At 71.1% G+C, this 16,413-nt stretch carries 16 protein-coding genes and 2 pseudogenes; 10 read left to right on the top strand and 8 right to left on the bottom strand.

Annotated elements, in window-relative coordinates; all coding sequences use genetic code 11:
- Positions 1-116 (top strand): annotated as a pseudogene (locus CU044_RS09290) (IS481 family transposase); the annotation flags it as partial.
- Here CU044_RS09290 and CU044_RS09285 read toward each other — a convergent pair.
- Together CU044_RS09285 and CU044_RS09280 are read right to left on the bottom strand one after the other, a co-directional pair.
- The gene (locus CU044_RS09285) at positions 113-832 is read right to left on the bottom strand and encodes an ABC transporter permease (RefSeq protein ID WP_129768001.1); all 720 of its coding nucleotides are present in this window, start codon (positions 830-832) and stop codon (positions 113-115) included. The pseudogene CU044_RS09290 and the gene CU044_RS09285 overlap by 4 nt on opposite strands.
- A gap of 93 nt (positions 833-925) precedes the next feature.
- The gene (locus CU044_RS09280; RefSeq protein WP_129768000.1) at positions 926-1,810 is read right to left on the bottom strand and encodes an ABC transporter ATP-binding protein; all 885 of its coding nucleotides are present in this window, start codon (positions 1,808-1,810) and stop codon (positions 926-928) included.
- A gap of 279 nt (positions 1,811-2,089) precedes the next feature.
- Here CU044_RS09280 and CU044_RS09275 point away from each other — a divergent pair, with 279 nt between their 5' ends.
- Together CU044_RS09275 and CU044_RS09270 are read left to right on the top strand one after the other, a co-directional pair.
- Positions 2,090-3,310: a histidine kinase gene (locus CU044_RS09275; protein WP_129767999.1), complete on the top strand. Its 1,221-nt coding sequence runs from the start codon at positions 2,090-2,092 to the stop codon at positions 3,308-3,310.
- On the top strand, positions 3,307-3,909 hold the full coding sequence (locus tag CU044_RS09270; protein ID WP_129767998.1) for a response regulator transcription factor: 603 nt from the start codon (positions 3,307-3,309) through the stop codon (positions 3,907-3,909). The genes CU044_RS09275 and CU044_RS09270 overlap by 4 nt, the downstream gene beginning before the upstream one ends.
- A gap of 90 nt (positions 3,910-3,999) precedes the next feature.
- On the opposite strand, the gene CU044_RS09265 is transcribed toward CU044_RS09270, so the two are convergent.
- A complete protein-coding gene (locus CU044_RS09265; RefSeq protein WP_129767997.1) occupies positions 4,000-5,007 on the bottom strand; it encodes a YafY family protein in 1,008 nt (335 codons plus the stop codon).
- Between the two features lie 62 nt (positions 5,008-5,069).
- Here CU044_RS09265 and CU044_RS09260 point away from each other — a divergent pair, with 62 nt between their 5' ends.
- Positions 5,070-5,657: a DinB family protein gene (locus tag CU044_RS09260; RefSeq protein WP_129767996.1), complete on the top strand. Its 588-nt coding sequence runs from the start codon at positions 5,070-5,072 to the stop codon at positions 5,655-5,657.
- Complete coding sequence (locus CU044_RS09255; RefSeq protein ID WP_129767995.1) at positions 5,654-6,115, top strand: VOC family protein; 462 nt, start codon at positions 5,654-5,656, stop codon at positions 6,113-6,115. Before CU044_RS09260 ends, CU044_RS09255 begins: the two co-directional genes overlap by 4 nt.
- Before the next feature lie 118 nt (positions 6,116-6,233).
- Here CU044_RS09255 and CU044_RS09250 read toward each other — a convergent pair whose 3' ends face one another.
- A complete protein-coding gene (locus CU044_RS09250; protein WP_129767994.1) occupies positions 6,234-7,241 on the bottom strand; it encodes a polysaccharide deacetylase family protein in 1,008 nt (335 codons plus the stop codon).
- A 353-nt stretch (positions 7,242-7,594) separates the two neighbouring features.
- On the opposite strand from CU044_RS09250, the gene CU044_RS09245 reads away from it, so the two are divergent.
- Positions 7,595-9,076, top strand: coding sequence for a putative glycoside hydrolase (locus CU044_RS09245; protein WP_240045455.1), 1,482 nt, complete (start codon positions 7,595-7,597; stop codon positions 9,074-9,076).
- Between the two features lie 129 nt (positions 9,077-9,205).
- Positions 9,206-9,940, top strand: a complete 735-nt coding sequence (locus CU044_RS09240; RefSeq protein WP_129767992.1) for a TetR/AcrR family transcriptional regulator — start codon at positions 9,206-9,208, stop codon at positions 9,938-9,940.
- Between the two features lie 104 nt (positions 9,941-10,044).
- Here the strand turns inward: CU044_RS09240 and CU044_RS09235 are convergent, their stop codons facing one another.
- The gene (locus CU044_RS09235; RefSeq protein WP_129767991.1) at positions 10,045-10,890 is read right to left on the bottom strand and encodes a class I SAM-dependent methyltransferase; all 846 of its coding nucleotides are present in this window, start codon (positions 10,888-10,890) and stop codon (positions 10,045-10,047) included.
- A 195-nt stretch (positions 10,891-11,085) separates the two neighbouring features.
- On the opposite strand from CU044_RS09235, the gene CU044_RS09230 reads away from it, so the two are divergent.
- Positions 11,086-11,970, top strand: a complete 885-nt coding sequence (locus tag CU044_RS09230; protein ID WP_129767990.1) for a sigma-70 family RNA polymerase sigma factor — start codon at positions 11,086-11,088, stop codon at positions 11,968-11,970.
- A gap of 546 nt (positions 11,971-12,516) precedes the next feature.
- A complete protein-coding gene (locus CU044_RS09225; RefSeq protein ID WP_129767989.1) occupies positions 12,517-12,900 on the top strand; it encodes a peptidase inhibitor family I36 protein in 384 nt (127 codons plus the stop codon).
- An 82-nt stretch (positions 12,901-12,982) separates the two neighbouring features.
- Here the strand turns inward: CU044_RS09225 and CU044_RS09220 are convergent.
- Together CU044_RS09220 and CU044_RS09215 are read right to left on the bottom strand one after the other, a co-directional pair.
- Positions 12,983-13,138 (bottom strand): annotated as a pseudogene (locus CU044_RS09220) (SDR family oxidoreductase); the annotation flags it as partial.
- Between the two features lie 93 nt (positions 13,139-13,231).
- Complete coding sequence (locus tag CU044_RS09215) at positions 13,232-14,683, bottom strand: amidase (protein ID WP_129767988.1); 1,452 nt, start codon at positions 14,681-14,683, stop codon at positions 13,232-13,234.
- Positions 14,684-14,825: 142 nt separating this feature from the next.
- Here CU044_RS09215 and CU044_RS09210 point away from each other — a divergent pair, with 142 nt between their 5' ends.
- Positions 14,826-15,452, top strand: a complete 627-nt coding sequence (locus tag CU044_RS09210; RefSeq protein WP_129767987.1) for a TetR/AcrR family transcriptional regulator — start codon at positions 14,826-14,828, stop codon at positions 15,450-15,452.
- A 91-nt stretch (positions 15,453-15,543) separates the two neighbouring features.
- On the opposite strand, the gene CU044_RS09205 is transcribed toward CU044_RS09210, so the two are convergent.
- On the bottom strand, positions 15,544-16,344 hold the full coding sequence (locus CU044_RS09205; protein WP_129767986.1) for a TetR/AcrR family transcriptional regulator: 801 nt from the start codon (positions 16,342-16,344) through the stop codon (positions 15,544-15,546).
- Between the last annotated feature and the right edge of the window lie 69 nt (positions 16,345-16,413).

The following is a 16,413-nucleotide window of genomic DNA, read 5'->3' as shown; positions in this document are numbered from 1 at the left end:
GGACCGAGGCCCTGGCAGACTTCCTCCACACCTACAACCACCACCGCAGCCACACCGCACTCAACGGACACCCGCCCATCAGCCGCGTTAACAACGTTGCGGGTCAATACACCTAGCGGCGCGGCTCCCAGCGGAAGAGGCGGGAGGCCAGCGCGACGGCGACGACGACCCAGGCCAGGGTGGGCAGCAGCAGCGGCAGGGATTCCGCCACGGGAACGCCGCCGTTCCAGGCGTTGATGGCCAGTTCGGTGGCCGAGCCGCCGGGGAGCAGCCGCTTGAGCAGGGTGAGTTCCTCGGTGCCGGTGATGCCCACCCAGTTGGTGACGGCGACGGAGCCGAGGCTGATGGGCAGTGTCGTCACCTGGGCGTGCTCGGGGGAGTTCGTCAGTCCCGCCGTGGCCAGTCCCAGTCCGAGCATCATGATCACTGTCGAGACGACCGCCGCCGCCAGAAGGAACCAGTTGGCCGGCTCGCCGGCGACCGCGGCCAGCACGGCGAGGATCGCGGTCACCTGGATCAGGGCGAGGACGGTGACCGGGAGCACCAGTCCGGAGAGGATGCTGCCGTCACTCGCCGGGGTGGAGCGCAGCCGCTTGAGGAAGAGGGTCTGCCGGCGCGAGGCCAGCGTGGTCACGGCGGTGGTGTAGAGACCGAACGCGGCCACGGTGAACATCACCACCGCCGCGATGTATCCGAGGCTGCGCAGCTCCGCGAAGGTCTCGTGCTGGTAGACGAAGAACACGCAGGCCCCGATGGGAATGAGGAAGCTGTTGAGCAGAACCAGCCGGTTCCGGAAGATCTGGATCAGCTCGCTGCGAGCGATGGAGAGCATGGTGGGAGTCCTCTTCTCGGGAAGTTCCGGGAGTTCCGGGAGTTCCGGGAGTTCCCGGAGTGGCGGGAGTGGCGGGAAGCGGCAGGGCTGGGTCTACGCGTTGCCGATGGCACGGAAGACGTCATCGAGCCGCGTCGGTCCGGACTGGAGTTCCCGCAGCTCCACCGCGTTGTCGTGCGCCCAGACGAGCAGGGTGTGAAGGTCCTTCTGCAACTGGAAGGTCTCGATGAGGAACTTCCCGTCGCTCTCGCGCGTGGCCCGCAGCGGTAGCGCCGGCAGGAGGTCCGGAAGGGAGAAGCGGATGGCAGCCGGCAGGGTCTGCGTCAGCTCGGCGACGGTCCCTTCCTGGTGGAAGGTGCCCTTGTGCATGAGCCCTATGCGATCGGCGCGCTGCTGGGCCTCTTCCAGGTAGTGCGTGGTGAGCACGATCGTGGATCCGTCTTCGCGCAGCTTGTCCACGGCGTCCCAGAGCGCGTCCCGGGACTGGATGTCCAAGCCGGTGGTGGGCTCGTCCAGGAAGATCAGCTCGGGGTTCCCGTACACGGCGGTGGCGAAGTCCAGACGCCGCTTCTCACCGCCGGAGAGCTGGGACACCTTGGTGCCGGCCTTGTGCGTGAGGTCGACGATGCCGAGCACGCGTTCGACCCTGTCCGCACGCTGGGAGAGTTCTCCGATCAGCCGGACCGATTCCCTCACCGTCAGATCCGGGGAGAAACCGCTCTCCTGGAGCATGATCCCCATCCGGGGCCGCACGGCGCTCCGGTCGCGCGGGCTGTGCCCGAAGACCCGCACGGTGCCCGAGGTGGCCGTACGGTGGCCTTCGATGGTCTCCAGGGTCGAGGTCTTGCCGGCCCCGTTCGTGCCGAGCAGCGCGTACAGCTCGCCCTTCCTCACCTGGAAGGACAGGTCTTTCACGGCGTGGAAGTCGCCGTAGCTGAGGTTCAGGTGGTCAACGTCGATGACTGGTGTCGAGGTCATGCCCCGATCTCAGCCGTCAGCACGCTCGTCCGGCAGTGGCGTCGTGTCATCACTCCGCCGTGACATTCCTGGGGGCGAACGCATGACACGGTGTCACTGGTGCCACGCACGGAGCCGGAAGAATACTGCGGGGCAGACTCTGCTGTCCGATCCCGGAGAACCGCACATGGACGCCAGGCCCCCGCGCCTTCCGCCGACGGCCGACAGGACCGTCATCGGCCTGCCCGCTCCGCACCCGGGCGACGACCGGTGAGGCCGGCCCCGCGAGCGGTGCGGACGTTGCCCGAGTACGCCGGGACGCCGCAGGGACCGCTGCACCGGTGGAACCGCGTCACGTTCGTTCCGCCGCTGGCCGCCGTAGGGGTGGTGCTGGTGGCGACCGATGCCCGGACCTGGTGGGACGCCGTCGTCCTGAGCCTGGGCGTGATAGCGGGCCTGGTGGTCATGGCGCGGTGGACAGCGGACGACGACACCTCCCGTGTCGCGCTCCCCTGCCTGATCGTCACCGCGGCCGTGTGGCCGTTCGGCGTGCTGGTGGCCGACAGCACCACGGCGTTCTACGGCCTGACGATCGTGGGCCCCTACCTCGTCCCCCGGCTGCCACGCCACCGCGTCGCGGCGGCCCTGGGGCTCGCCGCCTTCGTCGCCGCGGCAGGGGCGACGAAGCTGACGCAGTCACCGGGCGATGTCCGCGGCGTTCTGATCGAGTACGTCCTCGTCCCCACGGCCCTCACCTTGGCGGTGACCGGCCTCCACTTCGCCAACCACCAGTTCTACAAGGTCATCGCGCAATCACGGGAGCGCGAGGCGGAGCTGGCCGTCATCCGGGAACGCATCCGTTTCGCCAGTGATCTGCACGACATCCAGGGCCACACCCTGCATGTGGTGAAGCTGAAGATCACGCTGGCCTCGAAGCTGGTACGCAGCGACCTCGACCGCGTGGAGGAGGAGCTGCGGGAGGTGCACGCCCTGGTCAGCGACACCATCACCCAGACCAAGGAGCTGGCCTACGCACAGCGGCGGCTCAACCTGTCCGTGGAGCTGGAGAACGCGAAGAACCTCTTCGAAGCCGCGGGCATCCGTGTGCGCGTCAACCGTGACGCCGAGGTCGATGAGCGAGTCAACGGGCTGCTCGGCCAGGTCCTCCGCGAGACGACGACCAACATCCTGCGCCACGCGCAGGCCACGCGGGTGCGGATCACCCTCTCGGAGTCGGGCATCACCATCGTCAACGACGGCGCGCGGGAGGGCCCCCTTCCGGAGCTGAGCGGGCTGGCCACCCTCAAGGAACGCGTGGGAGACGACGGAGGCGAGCTGACGGTGGAGCAGGAGGACGGGCGCTTCGTCACGGCCGCGGCGTTTCCCGGCCTCCGCCCGGCCACGGCTGGTCTCCGCGCGGCGACGGCAGATCTCCGCACGGCCACGCCAGGTCTGCGCACGGCCACGGCAGACCTCCGCACGGCGACGCCGCCCTCCGCGGCATGGAAGGACGACAGATGACCACCGTGGTACTCGCCGACGACGAGGCTCTTCTCCGTAAGGCGCTGGCGTCGTTGCTGACCCTCGAAGGCGAGATCACCGTGCTCGCCGAAGCGCAGGACGGCGAATCGGCCGTCCAGGCCACACTGCGGCACCGGCCCGACGTGCTCGTCATCGACCTGGAGATGCCCGGTGTGGACGGGCTCGGCGCCGTCGCGCAGATCCGCCGGGTGCGGCCGGACCAGGTGATCCTCATGCTGACCCGCCATGCCAGACCCGGAGTGCTCCGCAAGGCGCTGAGACTCGGAGTCCAGGGCTTCGTCAGCAAGTCGGCGGAGCCCGCGCACATCACGTCGGTCATCAACACCCTGCACGAGGGCAAGCGCTGGATCGACCCGGACGTCTCCGCGCTCGCCGTCGTCGACGACTGCCCCCTCACCGACCGGGAGATCGACGTCCTGCGAGTGACCCGCGACGGGTACTCCGTCGCCGACATCGCCGCCCGCCTCCACCTGGCGGAAGGCACCGTACGCAACTACCTCTCGCACGCCATGCAGAAGACCCAGACGCGGACCCGGCACGAAGCGGCGCGCTACGCGCGTGAACACGACTGGCTGTAGAGACGGCTCCGCGTCACCGCACGGGGCGGTGCCTCGCGGGACGGTGCCACGCGGGACGGTCTCCTTCCCGTGAGACCCGACGGTCCCGGCTCATGGCTCCTCCGCGTCCGGCACCGGTGACGTCGCCACACCGGCGGACAGCAGTCTCTCCGCCAGCGCGCGACAGCGGTCGCCGAGCTCCGGAGGGTCGAGTACCTCGAAGTCGTGCCCCAGCAGGAGCACACGCATGAGCACGAAGTCGAGGTCCCCGCCGCCGCTGAGCACCTCGCAGACCCCACTCCCCCGCCGTCGTACGACAGCCGCCGACGCCGGAATCTGCGCGCGCACCGTGTCGGCCGGCGCGTGCACGAGGAAGCGCGCCTGGTGCGGGTAGACCCGGCTCGCCACCCCCTCCTGTACGTACGCCGCCGCGTCGGGCGCCTCGCGCGGGCGGAAGCGCCAGGTCCGTGCGGACACACCGGACATCCGGTCGACGCGGAAGCTGCGCCAGTCGTCACGATCGAGGTCGTAGGCGAGGAGGTACCAGCGCCGGTCGGAGGCGACCAGACGGTGGGGCTCGACCCGGCGCCGTCGTATCTCGTCCCCGGACGGGTAGCCGAAACCGGCCTCGACCTCGTCCCGGCAGGCTCTGGCCAGTGTCATGAGCACCTCGGGGTCGACCGGCGCGCGGCCTCCGCCGAAGAACTCCACCGAGCCGGAGAGCGCGCGCACCTCGTGCCGCAGCCGGATGGGCAGCACCCGGTCGAGCTTGGTCAGCGCCCGGAGCGCGGCGTCGCCGGCGCCCACGACCGCGCCGCCCGCGCCGCCCGCGCCGGCGAGCAGCGAGACCGCGGTGGCGATCGCCTCCTCGTCGTCGAGGAGCAGCGGCGGCAGGTCCTGCCCCGGGCCGAGCTGGTAGCCGCCGCCGACGCCCTGGCCGGCATGCACCGGATAGCCGAGCGTGCGCAGCCGCTCGACATCACGCCGTACCGTGCGCGGCGTGACCCCGAGCCGGACGGCCAGCTCGGGGCCGGTCCAGACCCGGCGCTGCTGAAGCAGCCCGAGCAGGGTCAGCACCCGCTCCGTCGTACCCCGTTCGTCCCCGCTCGCCGCGCCCATGGCGCCAACCCTGTCAGAGATAGCGGACCGATCCTGTCCGCTCTCGGTGCGAGGGTGGCTCCATGGACGCAGACGAACTCGACTGGAACCGGACGCTGCGCGAGCAGTGGGAGTTCCACTGGAACCATCAGCTACGAGCCCGGCTCGAAAGCCTCACCGACGACGAGTACTTCTGGTCGCCGGTGCCGGACGCCTGGACCGTACGGCCGCGCGACGGCTCGACGTCGCCCGTGCGGCACGGTGCCGGGGACTTCACGGTGGACTACACGTTTCCCGAGCCGGTCCCCGCGGCCTTCACCACGATCGCCTGGCGGCTCGCTCACGTCATCGTCGGCGTGCTCGCCACGCGCAACGCGGCGCACTTCGGCGCACCGGAGGTGTCGTACGAGACCTGGGAGTACGCCGGCGACGCGGCCACCGCGCTCGACCAGCTGCGGACCCAGCTCGACATCTGGCTGGCCGGGGTGGCCGGTCTCGGCGACGCCGGGCTCCGGGTCCCGGTCGGCGAGAAGGAGCCCTACCCCGAGGCACCCATGGCCGATCTGGTGCTGCACATCAACCGCGAGCTGATCCACCACCTGTCCGAGGTCTGCCTGCTGCGCGACCTCTACGCACACACGGCATCCACCACGAACGGAGCGACCCGATGAGCCGTCATGTCCAGATCACCTTCGACGCCCACGACCCGCGCGCGCTGTCGTCCTTCTGGCGGGACGCCCTGGGCTACGTCCACCCCGGCCCGCCCGGAGTCGACCTGCCCGAGGACGCCGACCCGCTGGCCGCGTGGGACGACTTCCTCGAGCGGATCGGCGTACCGGAGGAGGAGCGCAACGCGCGATCGGCCGTCGAGGACCCGGACGGGCACGGTCCCCGGCTCTTCTTCCAGCAGGTGCCGGAGGACAAGGTCACCAAGAACCGCGTCCACCTCGACGTCCGCGTGGCTCCCGGACTGCGGGGAGAGGAGCGGATGGCGGCGCTGGAGGCCGAGTGCGAGCGGCTCGTGGCGCTGGGAGCGACGCGGGTACGCCGCCACGAGCCCGCGCCCCCGCTGGAAGCCGGCTTCCTCGTGCTGACGGACCCCGAGGGCAACGAGTTCTGCCTGGACTGACGCCCGGACGGGGCCCGGTGGTCCCGGTGGTCCCGGAAGACCGGTAGTCCCGGAAGACCGGTAGTCCGGTACCCCCGGCACCGCCCAAGTCCCGTACGGGTACCGCCTCGTGGTCCTCCTAGTACGGCCGGGCCCGCTTCGCGAAGGCCGGTGCCACGTTGTCCTGCGAGGCACGCGGGAAGGAGACCGTGTTCGGGTCCCCGTCCGAGACGTACCAGTTCTTGCCGTCGGCGAGCTTGTCCAGCCACCGCGACGAACCGAACTCGGCGTCCGCGTCCTTCGGGCCCGCCGAACGGATCCGCGGGATCGCGCCCGGTGCGAAGGTCTTGGCGAACGGCGAGACCGAGGGGTTGGCGCCCACGAGGTACACCCCGTCGTTGCGGTAGCCCGTTCCCCGCGCGGCGACCTCGGGCGGCTTGGGCATGGACCCGAAGGGCAGGGCGAGGGAGGTGACCTTGGTCCCGGGCGCGGCCTTCACGATCGCCTGCTGTCCGCCGACGATGGCTTTCGCGGCGCCCGTCGGGTCCAGGGAGCCCAGGTTCGGGTGGCGGTCGGTGTGGTTGCCGATCTCGTGCCCGTGCTCCTTCAGCCATTTCAGCGCCTTGGCGGGACCGGTGGCCGAGAAGGCGTCCGCGTTGACGAAGAAGGTCGCCACCGGCTTGAACCCGGGGTGCTTCTTCGCCGTCTCCGCGAGGATGGCGATGGCCGAGTCCTTCGCCGGGTTGCCGCTCGCGTCGAGGCTCACCTGACTGTTGGTCGAGTCGTCGAACGTGAGGACCACGGGGTGCGTTCCGGCCGGGATGTCGATATGGCCCGTCTGGAAGTCCCGGGCGGTGACCGGCACGTACTTCTCCCGGGCGAGGCGCTCCAGCTCGGCCCGGAAATCGGCCGGGGTGCGGTCGTAGACGCTGGCCGGTTTCGCGGTGAGCTGGTGGTACATCAGCACCGGCACCTGGCCGAGTTCATCGGCGCCGACCTCCGCCGGGGCCTTGGCGGCGACGGCGCTGGCCGCCGCGGCCGAGGCCCCCTGCTGTTCCCCGGCGGCCGGTGACGACCCTGGGGAACAGCCCGAGGCGAGCAGGGCGGCGCCCGCCAGGGCGCAGAGAGGGGCGAGAGGGTGGCGCATGAGGGTCCTCCAAGGCGAAAGTGTCGCGCCATCCCTACCGGCTGAGAGAGCCCCTGTATCGCATCGTCCCCTGGATGGCGCAGTCACCACGCCGGGGCGGAAAGCGGCCGTTCGTGTGACATCCGGTCAGAACAGGAGGTGCGACACGCCGGTGTGGCAATCAATGGAGGAACCACCCCGGCCCACTGCACGAAGGACTCATGATGACCACGAAGCGCATATCGTATGCCGCCTCCTCCGCCTACCGTCCCCCCCGTCCGGGCCGCCGCCGCGCCCTGATTGCGACAGCCGTTGCGCTCGCACTGACGGGAGCGGGCGTCGGCGCCTGGACCTTTCTCGCGCCGGGCCCGGGTGTGCACGGTCTCACTGACGGCGCGGTCCTCGACGGGCGCAAGGCCGCACAGGTCAGCGCCTACATCGATGCCGAAGCGGCCGGTGGCAAGGACAAGGTGCGCGCCACCCTGGACGGCGCGGTGGTCCCCGTCAAAGCTGAGGGCACCCGGCTGAAACTCGCCATCCCGCGCCTGACCGAGGGAAAGCACGTCCTGGTGGTGGAGGGCGACAGCAGTCTCCCCTTCGCCTCGTACCGGGAGGTCGTGGGCTTCACCGTGGACACCCACGCCCCCGACCTGAACGTGGCCGACCCCGTGATCAAGAACGTCGCCGACCCCGTGACCGTCACCGGCAAGGCCTCCACCGACGCCAAGGTCAGCGTCGACGGCAAGGAGGTTCCCGTCGACAAGGAGGGGGCCTTCAAGATCACGGTTCCCAAGGGCACACCCGTCGTGAACATCACCGCCGTGGACCGCGCGGGAAACCTCACCGCCAAGGCAGTGTCGACCCGGGGCCGCCGCCCCATGATCCGCGCCGCGCACATCACGGCCATCGGCTGGGCCGACAAGACCCTGCGCACCAACGTCCTCGCGCTGATCCGCAGCGGCAAGCTCAACGCCGTCGAGCTGGACGTCAAGGACGAGGACGGCGAGGTGGGGTACGCCTCCCAGGTGCCGCTGGCCCGTCAGATCGGTTCGGCCAAGGGCTACTACGACGCCCGCAAGGCGATAGCCGAGATCCACGCCGCCGGTGCCCAGGTCATCGGCCGCATCGTCGCCTTCCGCGACCCCCTGCTCGCCACGGCGGCCTGGAAGGGCGGCAAGCGCGACCAGGTCGTGCAGACCCCCGAAGGAGAGGCGTACGCCGGCGGCGGCCACTACGGAAAGCTGGCCTTCACCAACTTCGCCGATCCCACGGTCCGCAAGTACAACCAGGACCTCGCCGTCGAAGCGGCTCAGCTCGGCTTCGACGACATCCTCTACGACTACGTGCGCCGCCCCGACGGCCCGCTGTCGAAGATGCGCTTCCCGGGCATCGGGTCCACCACGCCGGAGCAGGCCATCACGTCGTTCGTCGGCGACACCCGGATCGCGATGCGCCCGCACGCCAAGTACCTCGGCGTCTCGGTCTTCGGCATAGCCGCCACCCGGCCCAAGGAGATCGCCCAGGACATCGCCGCCCTGGTCAAGGTCAGCGACTACATCGCGCCGATGGTCTACCCGTCCCACTGGGGGCCCGGGGAGTACGGCGTCGCCAACCCCGACACCGCGCCGTACGCGATCGTGCAGCGCTCGCTCGCCGACTTCGCCCGCCTGGCGAAGGGCACCCAGACCGAGATCGTCCCGTGGCTCCAGGACTTCTCGATGGGCAGCCACTACGGGCCGGCCCAGGTCGCCGAACAGATCAAGGCCGCGGAGGCCAACAAGATGAAGTCCTTCATCCTCTGGAACGCGGGGGCCCGCTACCAGGGGGCGGCACTCAAGCAGATCTCCGCACACTGACGCGGCGGGCGTCTTCTTCCGTCCAGTCCGCACGTTGATCCACTCACGCGGCGAGCGTGCCTGCCCGGCACGCCCGCCTGCGAACCCGGAGCGCGCCACCGGTACGAACATGTTCGTTAAGGTGTGTTCGTGACTCCGCGAACCCCCGCGCCCCGCAGCCGCCGCGAACGGCCCGCCAAGCCCGCCCTCACCTATGAGGGCATCGTCGCCACCGCGGTCCGCCTGATGGAGAGCGAAGGACTACAGCGCGTCACCATGCGGCGGCTCGCCCAGGAACTCGACACCGGCCCGGCCTCGCTGTACGTGTACGTGGCCAGCACCGCCGAGCTGCACGCGGCGATCCTGGAGGAGTTGCTCGGCGCCGTCGATCTGTCCCCGGCGGCGGCCGACGGCGAGGGCGAGGGCGACACGGGTACGGGCGACACGGGTACGGGCGACTGGCGCGAGCGGCTGGCGCGGCTGCTCGGCTCGTACACGCACGTACTGTTCGCGCACCCCAGCCTCGCCCACTCCGCGCTGATCGCCCGTCCCTCGGGCCCCAACTATCTGGCCCTGGTCGAGGCCGTCCTCTCCCTTCTGCACGAGGGCGGGGTACCGGACGCGCAGGCCGCCTGGGGCGTCGACGTACTGCTCCAGGTAGCCACCGCCAACGCCGCGGAACACTCCGCGCGCGACCGGACCGCCGGGGCCGAGGCCGAACACCACGCCCTCGTCGCCGCGTTGCGTGACGCGTCCCCCGACACGCATCCGCGTATCGCCGCGCTCGGCGGCGACCTGACCTCCGGCGCCCCCGGGCAACGTCTCGCCTGGTCCTTCCGCATGGTGATCAACGGCACCATGACCACTCCACGCACCGCGCCGTGAGCGCGGCGGCTGTGCTTCGGCTCGGGGCGCCGCACTGAGCGGAGGGCTGCCGGGCGGAGGGCTGACGAGCTGGGAGCTACCGGGCCGGGGCTACCGGGCCGGGGCTACCGGGCTGAGGGCTCGCGCCAGACGAAGACCTCGGTACTCGGCTGACGTTCGGAGAACCGGCCCGACGGCGAGGTCTCCCGCAGGAGCCGGCCGAGATCCGCCTCGAACTCGCCGCGTCGCGTGCCGAAAAGGTGCGGCGCGGACGAGGACATCGAGAACGCCCATGCCACGACATCACCGGAGGAGCGCTCCAGCGCCTGCCCTCCGCGTACGACATACCGCTCCGGTCCCGCGAAGCCCGCCCTGCGGAGCACGTCGGCCTCGTCACCGGGCGTCCCGTACCGCAGTACCCCGCGTCCGGCGCGCCGGATCGGGCCCAGGTACCGCCTGACCAGATCGTCGATGGCCGCGTAGGGCACGCCGGGATACGGGAGGCCGTCGACGGTTCGCGTCTCCGTCTTCAGGTCCGCGATATGCAGCAGGGCGCCGGCCGGCCGGAGCATGTCCCGGACCGTCGCCGCCACCAGATCACGGTCCATCCAGTGGAAGGACTGACCGAAGGCCGCGACGGTGAACGCCCCGAGCCCCGCGGGCAGTTCCTCGGCCCGGACCTGGACCCACCTCGCCTTCCGGGCCGCGCCCGCCGTGTCGGCGCGCCGCCCGGCCTCGGCGACCATCCCGCCGTCCGGGTCCACGCCGACCACCTCGGCGAACAGGTGCGCGAATCTCAGCGCGAGGGTGCCGGGCCCGCAGCCCACATCGAGCAGACGCCCCCGGCCGTCGAGCGTCAGGACCTCGGCGAGCAGCTCCACGAGTCCGGGCGCGTACGGGAGCCGCCCGCGCCAGTAGTAGGGAGCCGATCCCGAGAACAGCGTGTCGTCCCACTCCCAGCCCTCAGGCATACCGCCCCTACCGCCCTTCTCGCACACATTCGTTGACCCACGGACTCGCGGGGTCACGGACTCACAGACTGGCGGACGTACCGCCCGGCCACCGACAAGGGCATCAGCCTCGCCCGCGCGGGGCGACGCGCGATGTCACATCCGACGGGATCCCGTCCGTCACAGTGCTGACGGAGGCCGACGGAGGAATGTGACATGCACGACGAGGACGAGAACGAACTGCTGACGGCGCGGTTCGAGGAGCACCGGAACCACCTCAGAGCGGTGGCGTTCCGGATCCTCGGCTCGCTGAGCGAGGCGGACGACGCCGTCCAGGAGACCTGGCTACGGCTCAGCCGCTCCGGCGCGGACGAGGTCGAGAACCTCGGCGGATGGCTGACGACGGTCATCGGCCGGATCTGTCTGGACATACTGCGCACGCGCGCGTCGCGTCGCGAAGAGCCGCTGGACACGTACGTACCGGGGCCTGCCGACAGCCGCGCGGACCCGCTCGGTCCCGAGCACGAAGCGCTGCTCGCCGACGCGGTGAGCAGCGCGCTGCTGGTGGTGCTCGACACGCTGACGCCCGCGGAGCGGCTGGCGTTCGTACTGCACGATCTGTTCGCCGTGCCCTTCACCGAGGTCGCGCCCGTCCTGGAACGCACCCCGGCGGCGGCGCGGCAGCTCGCCAGCCGGGCCAGACGCCGGGTACGGGACGCGCCCACCGCCACCGACGCCGATCCCGGCCGCCGGCGGGAGATCGTCGCCGCCTTCCTCGCCGCCACGCGCGACGGCGACTTCGACGCGCTTCTCGCGCTGCTCGATCCGGATGTCGTGGTCCGGGCCGACCGGGCGGCCATGAAGGCGGGCGCGGCGGGCGAGGTACGGGGCGCGGCGGCCGTGGCCCGCACCATCCTGGGACGCGCCAGGGCCCTGCGGCCGGCGCTCGTGAACGGAACGGCGTGCGCCGTAGCGGCGCCGGGCGGACAGCCGCGCGTCGTGTTCGGCTTCACGATCACGGACGGGAGGATCACCGGAATCGACCTGCGCGCGGCCCCGGAGTGGCTCGGCGGTCTCGATGTGACGATCCTCGCCGACTGAGCCGCTCGGGGACACCTGGGCCGCTCGGGCCGGGCGAGCCGGGCGAGCCCCGCCACGTCGGCGACGAACGACGGCGCGGCGCTCTTCCTCCCGGCCGGTAGGAAGAGCGTCTACGCTCCGTCCGGATCCAGCGAGGCGAGCAGCCGATTGGCGAGCTTCACGACGGCGCCCGAAACCCGGTAGCCGGTGGTCAGGGGTGACCGTGGCGTCCGGTCTGCCCAGATGGGCGAGAGTTCGGGCCAGGAGCGGGCGGCCCAGGGGGTGGTAGCCGGACGTGAAGGTCACGATTTGTCACAAGGAATCATGAACGGCGCGCAGGCGTAGGGCGCGACGGTCGCGGCCCCGGTCGCGGCCCCGGTCGCGTCGCTTCCCACCGTCCCTCCGTCCGGTCACACGGGACCGCGTCTCCGTAGGTCAGCGCGTGGGACGTCCCGTAAAAGCGTCATTTCGGCGGCGCCCGTGGCGGCCACCGTTCCCCGCCCCGCAGTGTCATTGGCGAGCCGGCCGGTGCGGTCGGCCCACCCACGTCCCAGAGGAGACAACAGCATGCGCATGACCAAGAAGTTCGCGGCCGTGGCCGGCGGCATCGCGCTGACCGGTGGACTGCTGACCGGAAGCGCGGGTGTCGCCGGTGCGGCACAGGCCACTCCGCGGGCGGCCGCCGACTGCCCGTCCGGCTACTTCTGCGTCTGGTCCGGGCAGAACTACACCGGCCACCGGCAGCAGGTCGCGGGGACCAACACGAACCTGACCCAGTACCCGGTCTTCCAGTCCTTCAAGTCGTGGTACAACCGCGGCACTTCCTGTGACTTCAAGTGGTTCTCGGCGACGAACCACAACGGCTCCAGCGGAATCATCTCGAAGGGATACAGGACCTCCGACACCGTGTCCCACTACATGAAGTCCAACACCTGGGTCAACTGCGGTTGACCCGCGGCCCGTCGGACACAGGAGGGCGGCGCCCCACCAGGGGGCGCCGCCCTCGATCGCCCGTGAGCACGCGTCCGGACCGTCAGGCCGATGACCCAATGTCGATGACCAGGTCGGTGCCGACCACCGCCCCGGCGGCGGGCGAGGCGAGGTGGAGCACCGCGGCCGCCACTTCCTCGGCCTCCGCGACCCGGCCCAGCGGGTTCTCCGCCTTCACCCGCTCGGCGCGGTCGGCCTCACACCGGCCGCGAGCCCGGTCTGCTGGCCCGCCTCTCGCCGTTCGTGCGGCAGCGCCTCACCGCCCTCCTCACCCTCGGCCGGCACGCGTTCCTCAGTGGCCCGTGTGGTTACCCGCCCATACCTGGGGAGTTCGGCCCGACCACGGGCTCGCCTGTTCGAGTTGTCCGGCGAGACGGAAGAGACGCCCTTCGCGCCCGTAACCGGCGGCGAACTGCACACCGACCGGGAGCCCCGTACCGGCGTCGGCCGTCACGGGTACGGACATGGCGGGCGTGCCCGCCACATTGAACGGCGCGGTGAACGGCGAGAGGTCGAAGAGGCGGCGCAGCCAGCCGAGGCCGTCCAGCGCCTCCGCGCCCTCGGCATGGGTGCCCAAGGGCACCGGAAGCTCGGGCACGGTCGGGGTGAGCAGCAGGTCGTAGGCGTCGAAGTACCGTGCCAGGCTTCGGGCGACCCGGTTCCGGATCTCGAGCGCGGTGACGAACTGGGCACCGCTGACCCGCTGTCCGTAGTGGTAGCCGGCGAGGATGGGCGGTTCAAGGGTCGAGGAGTCGACGGGCCGGCCGAGGGCGGCGGCCAGCGCGTCGACCGAGGCCGTGAGATTCGCCGTCCACTGACGGGCACTGGCCAGGACGAACTCCTCCCAGTCGGCCCCGAGGCCGACCTCGGCCTCCTCCACCCGATGGCCGAGGGATTCGAGCAGCCGCACCGTGCGGGAGAGCGCGTCGGCCACCGGTGCGGTGGTGCGGCGTCCGCCCCATGCCTGGGTGAGGACACCGATCCGCAGCGAGCCCGGGGGGCGCGTGACCTCCTCCGCGTACGGCCGGGACGGCTCCTGGGCGAAGTAGGGGTCCCCCGGTTCCGGGCCGCGGATCCGGTCGAGCAGTGCCGCACTGTCGCGGACGGTGCGGCTGACACCGCCGTGCACGGCCAGGCCGTTGAAGACCTCGTCGAAGTGGGGGCCCATGGAGACCCGGCCACGGGTCGGCTTCAGCCCGAAGAGGCCGTTGTAGGCGGCGGGGACGCGGATCGAGCCGGCGGCGTCGGTGGCGTGTGCGATCGGGACCACCCCGGCCGCGACCGCCGCGCCCGCGCCCCCACTGGATCCGCCCGCGCTCAGCTCCGGGTTCCACGGGTTGCGGGTCGCGCCGTACAGCAGTGGTTCCGTCGTGTTGCTGAAGGCCATCTCCGGTGTCGCGGTACGTCCGAACGTCACGAGACCGGCGCGACGGAAGCGCCGCATCAGGGAGGAGTCGGCGCCGGCGACGTTGCCCGCCGCGAGACGGCTGCCCAGCTCCATTCGCCTGCCGGCCATGGCGACTCCGATGTCCTTGATCAGGAAAGGGACCCCGGCCAGCGGTGTGCCGCCGGGGACGGGCTCGTCGTCGGCCGGCCATGTCTCCACGATCGCGTTGATCCGCGGATTGACCACCCGCGCGGCCTCGCGTGCCGCCGCTTCCAGTTCGGCGGGGGTCACCTCGCCTTCGGCCACCAGCTCCGCGAGCCCGACCGCGTCGAAGCTCACGTACTCGGCAATTCTCACTGTCACTCCCAGCGGAACGAACGATACCGTTGAGTACCTGATGATACCCAACGGTCTCTCATGGAACGGACTGGTACCGTAACAGGGAGTGGAGGGCCCAGGAGCGGAGGGCCCACATCGGACCGGACGTCACGGAGCAGTCATGGCATCGACCGCCGGAAGGCCGAGCAGGGTGGCGAAACTGCCGCCTCGCGAGCGCATCCTCGACGCGGCGGAAGAGCTTTTCCAGAGCGAGGGGATCCGGAGGGTGGGCGTCCAGGCGATCGCCGAGAAGGCCGAGACCACCAAAATGGCGATCTACCGGCACTTCGGAACCAAGGACGCGCTGGTCGCCGAGTGGCTGCGGATCGTCGCCGCCGACTACCAGGCGGTCTTCGACCGGGTCGAGGCCGAATACCCCGGCCGGCCCGGGGAGCAGATCCTGGGGATGGCCCGCTTCATCGCCGAGGGACTGCCGGCGATCTCGCACCGGGGCTGCCCGTTCATCAATTCCCTCGCCGAGCTGCCCGACCGCTCCCATCCCGCACGGCAGGTGATCGAGGAGCACAAGGCCCTCCAGACCCGCAGACTGGTCGGCATGTGCGCCGGGGCGGGGCTGCCCGACCCCGAGCAGGCGGCGGCCGAGATCACCTTCGTACTCGAAGGCGCGCAGGTCAGCACGCAGAACGGAAGCATCGATCAGACGGGGGACCGGCTGATGAGGATCGTCCAGGGGATCGTGGATCGGCACCGCTCGCCCCGGGAAGCGTGCCGGGCGACCACCGGCTGACCGCGCCGCCCCCGGTCCGGCCCCGCGCCGCTGCCACCGGCGGCCCCCGCCCCCGCCCCGCCGTGCTCCCGCCGCCGCTCCGTCCCCCTCGCTACCGCCCCTGCCTCCGCACCAGCGCCTCGACCCCGTCCAGCACACAGTCGAGGCCGAAGGTGAAGTCCGCGTCCGGGTCGTCGTCCTCGCCGCCCAGGCCGCCGGACGCCAGCAGTTCGGCGACCGCCGGATAGCGGGCCGGGTCGGCCAGTCTGCGGAGGGTGCGTTCGTAGCCGGCCATGACCTGCCGGGCCGAGAAGCCGCTCGACTTGATGGCCGTGTCCAGTTCCGACATCAGCGTCGCCTCGTTCCGCACGAAGCCGTTGACCAGCAGGATCACCGACAGCTTCGTGCCGTCGTCCAGATCCGTGCCGGCCAGGGCGCCGAGGCCCAGCTCCCACCACGCCACCGAGTTGGGGGTGGCGGGCGGGCCCGAGATCGGGATGCGCAGCGCCCAGAGGTTCCGGTGATACGCCTCGCGCTGCGCCCAGGCCCATTGGGACAACGCCTCGCGCCAGCCGGTGCCGGGGGCCGGCGGGGCCGGGGGCTCACCGATGGCCGCCTCCTGCATCAGGACGTACAGCTCGTCCTTGGCCGCGACATAGCGGTACAGCGACATCGTGGAGGCGCCCAGTTCCTTGGCGACCCGCCCCATGGAGACCGCGCCGAGCCCTTCCGTCCGCGCGATACCGACCGCCGCGTCGACGATCCGCGTCAGGCCGATGCCGGGCTTGGGTCCCTTGGACGGGCGCTCGCGCAGTCCCCAGGCGGCCTCGATGCTGGCGGGCAACCCCGTGCCGCCGGCACCGCCGCCATCACCACCACCGCCGTCACCAGCGCCGTCACCGCGGTCCGTCATCGTCTCCGCCCTTCTCCGCCCACTCCCCGCTTGACGTCCATCCTAGTAATGCGTAACCCTTACACAGTA

The sequence above is a fragment of the Streptomyces sp. L-9-10 genome, from assembly GCF_004151105.1.
Lineage (GTDB): Bacteria > Actinomycetota > Actinomycetes > Streptomycetales > Streptomycetaceae > Streptomyces.
Note: the sequence above shows the minus strand (reverse complement) of the source record. Positions and strands in the feature narration are given on the sequence as shown.

What these genes read in the sequence shown, in the direction of transcription:
- CU044_RS09280 (WP_129768000.1), bottom strand. Translation starts at nt 1,810, where the DNA reads ATGACCTCGACACCAGTCATCGACGTTGACCACCTGAACCTCAGCTAC.
- CU044_RS09210 (WP_129767987.1), top strand. Translation starts at nt 14,826, where the DNA reads ATGGCATCGACCGCCGGAAGGCCGAGCAGGGTGGCGAAACTGCCGCCT.
- CU044_RS09255 (WP_129767995.1), top strand. Translation starts at nt 5,654, where the DNA reads ATGAGCCGTCATGTCCAGATCACCTTCGACGCCCACGACCCGCGCGCG.
- CU044_RS09230 (WP_129767990.1), top strand. Translation starts at nt 11,086, where the DNA reads ATGCACGACGAGGACGAGAACGAACTGCTGACGGCGCGGTTCGAGGAG.
- CU044_RS09205 (WP_129767986.1), bottom strand. Translation starts at nt 16,344, where the DNA reads ATGACGGACCGCGGTGACGGCGCTGGTGACGGCGGTGGTGGTGATGGC.
- CU044_RS09285 (WP_129768001.1), bottom strand. Translation starts at nt 832, where the DNA reads ATGCTCTCCATCGCTCGCAGCGAGCTGATCCAGATCTTCCGGAACCGG.
- CU044_RS09225 (WP_129767989.1), top strand. Translation starts at nt 12,517, where the DNA reads ATGCGCATGACCAAGAAGTTCGCGGCCGTGGCCGGCGGCATCGCGCTG.
- CU044_RS09265 (WP_129767997.1), bottom strand. Translation starts at nt 5,007, where the DNA reads ATGGGCGCGGCGAGCGGGGACGAACGGGGTACGACGGAGCGGGTGCTG.
- CU044_RS09235 (WP_129767991.1), bottom strand. Translation starts at nt 10,890, where the DNA reads ATGCCTGAGGGCTGGGAGTGGGACGACACGCTGTTCTCGGGATCGGCT.
- CU044_RS09270 (WP_129767998.1), top strand. Translation starts at nt 3,307, where the DNA reads ATGACCACCGTGGTACTCGCCGACGACGAGGCTCTTCTCCGTAAGGCG.
- CU044_RS09250 (WP_129767994.1), bottom strand. Translation starts at nt 7,241, where the DNA reads ATGCGCCACCCTCTCGCCCCTCTCTGCGCCCTGGCGGGCGCCGCCCTG.
- CU044_RS09260 (WP_129767996.1), top strand. Translation starts at nt 5,070, where the DNA reads ATGGACGCAGACGAACTCGACTGGAACCGGACGCTGCGCGAGCAGTGG.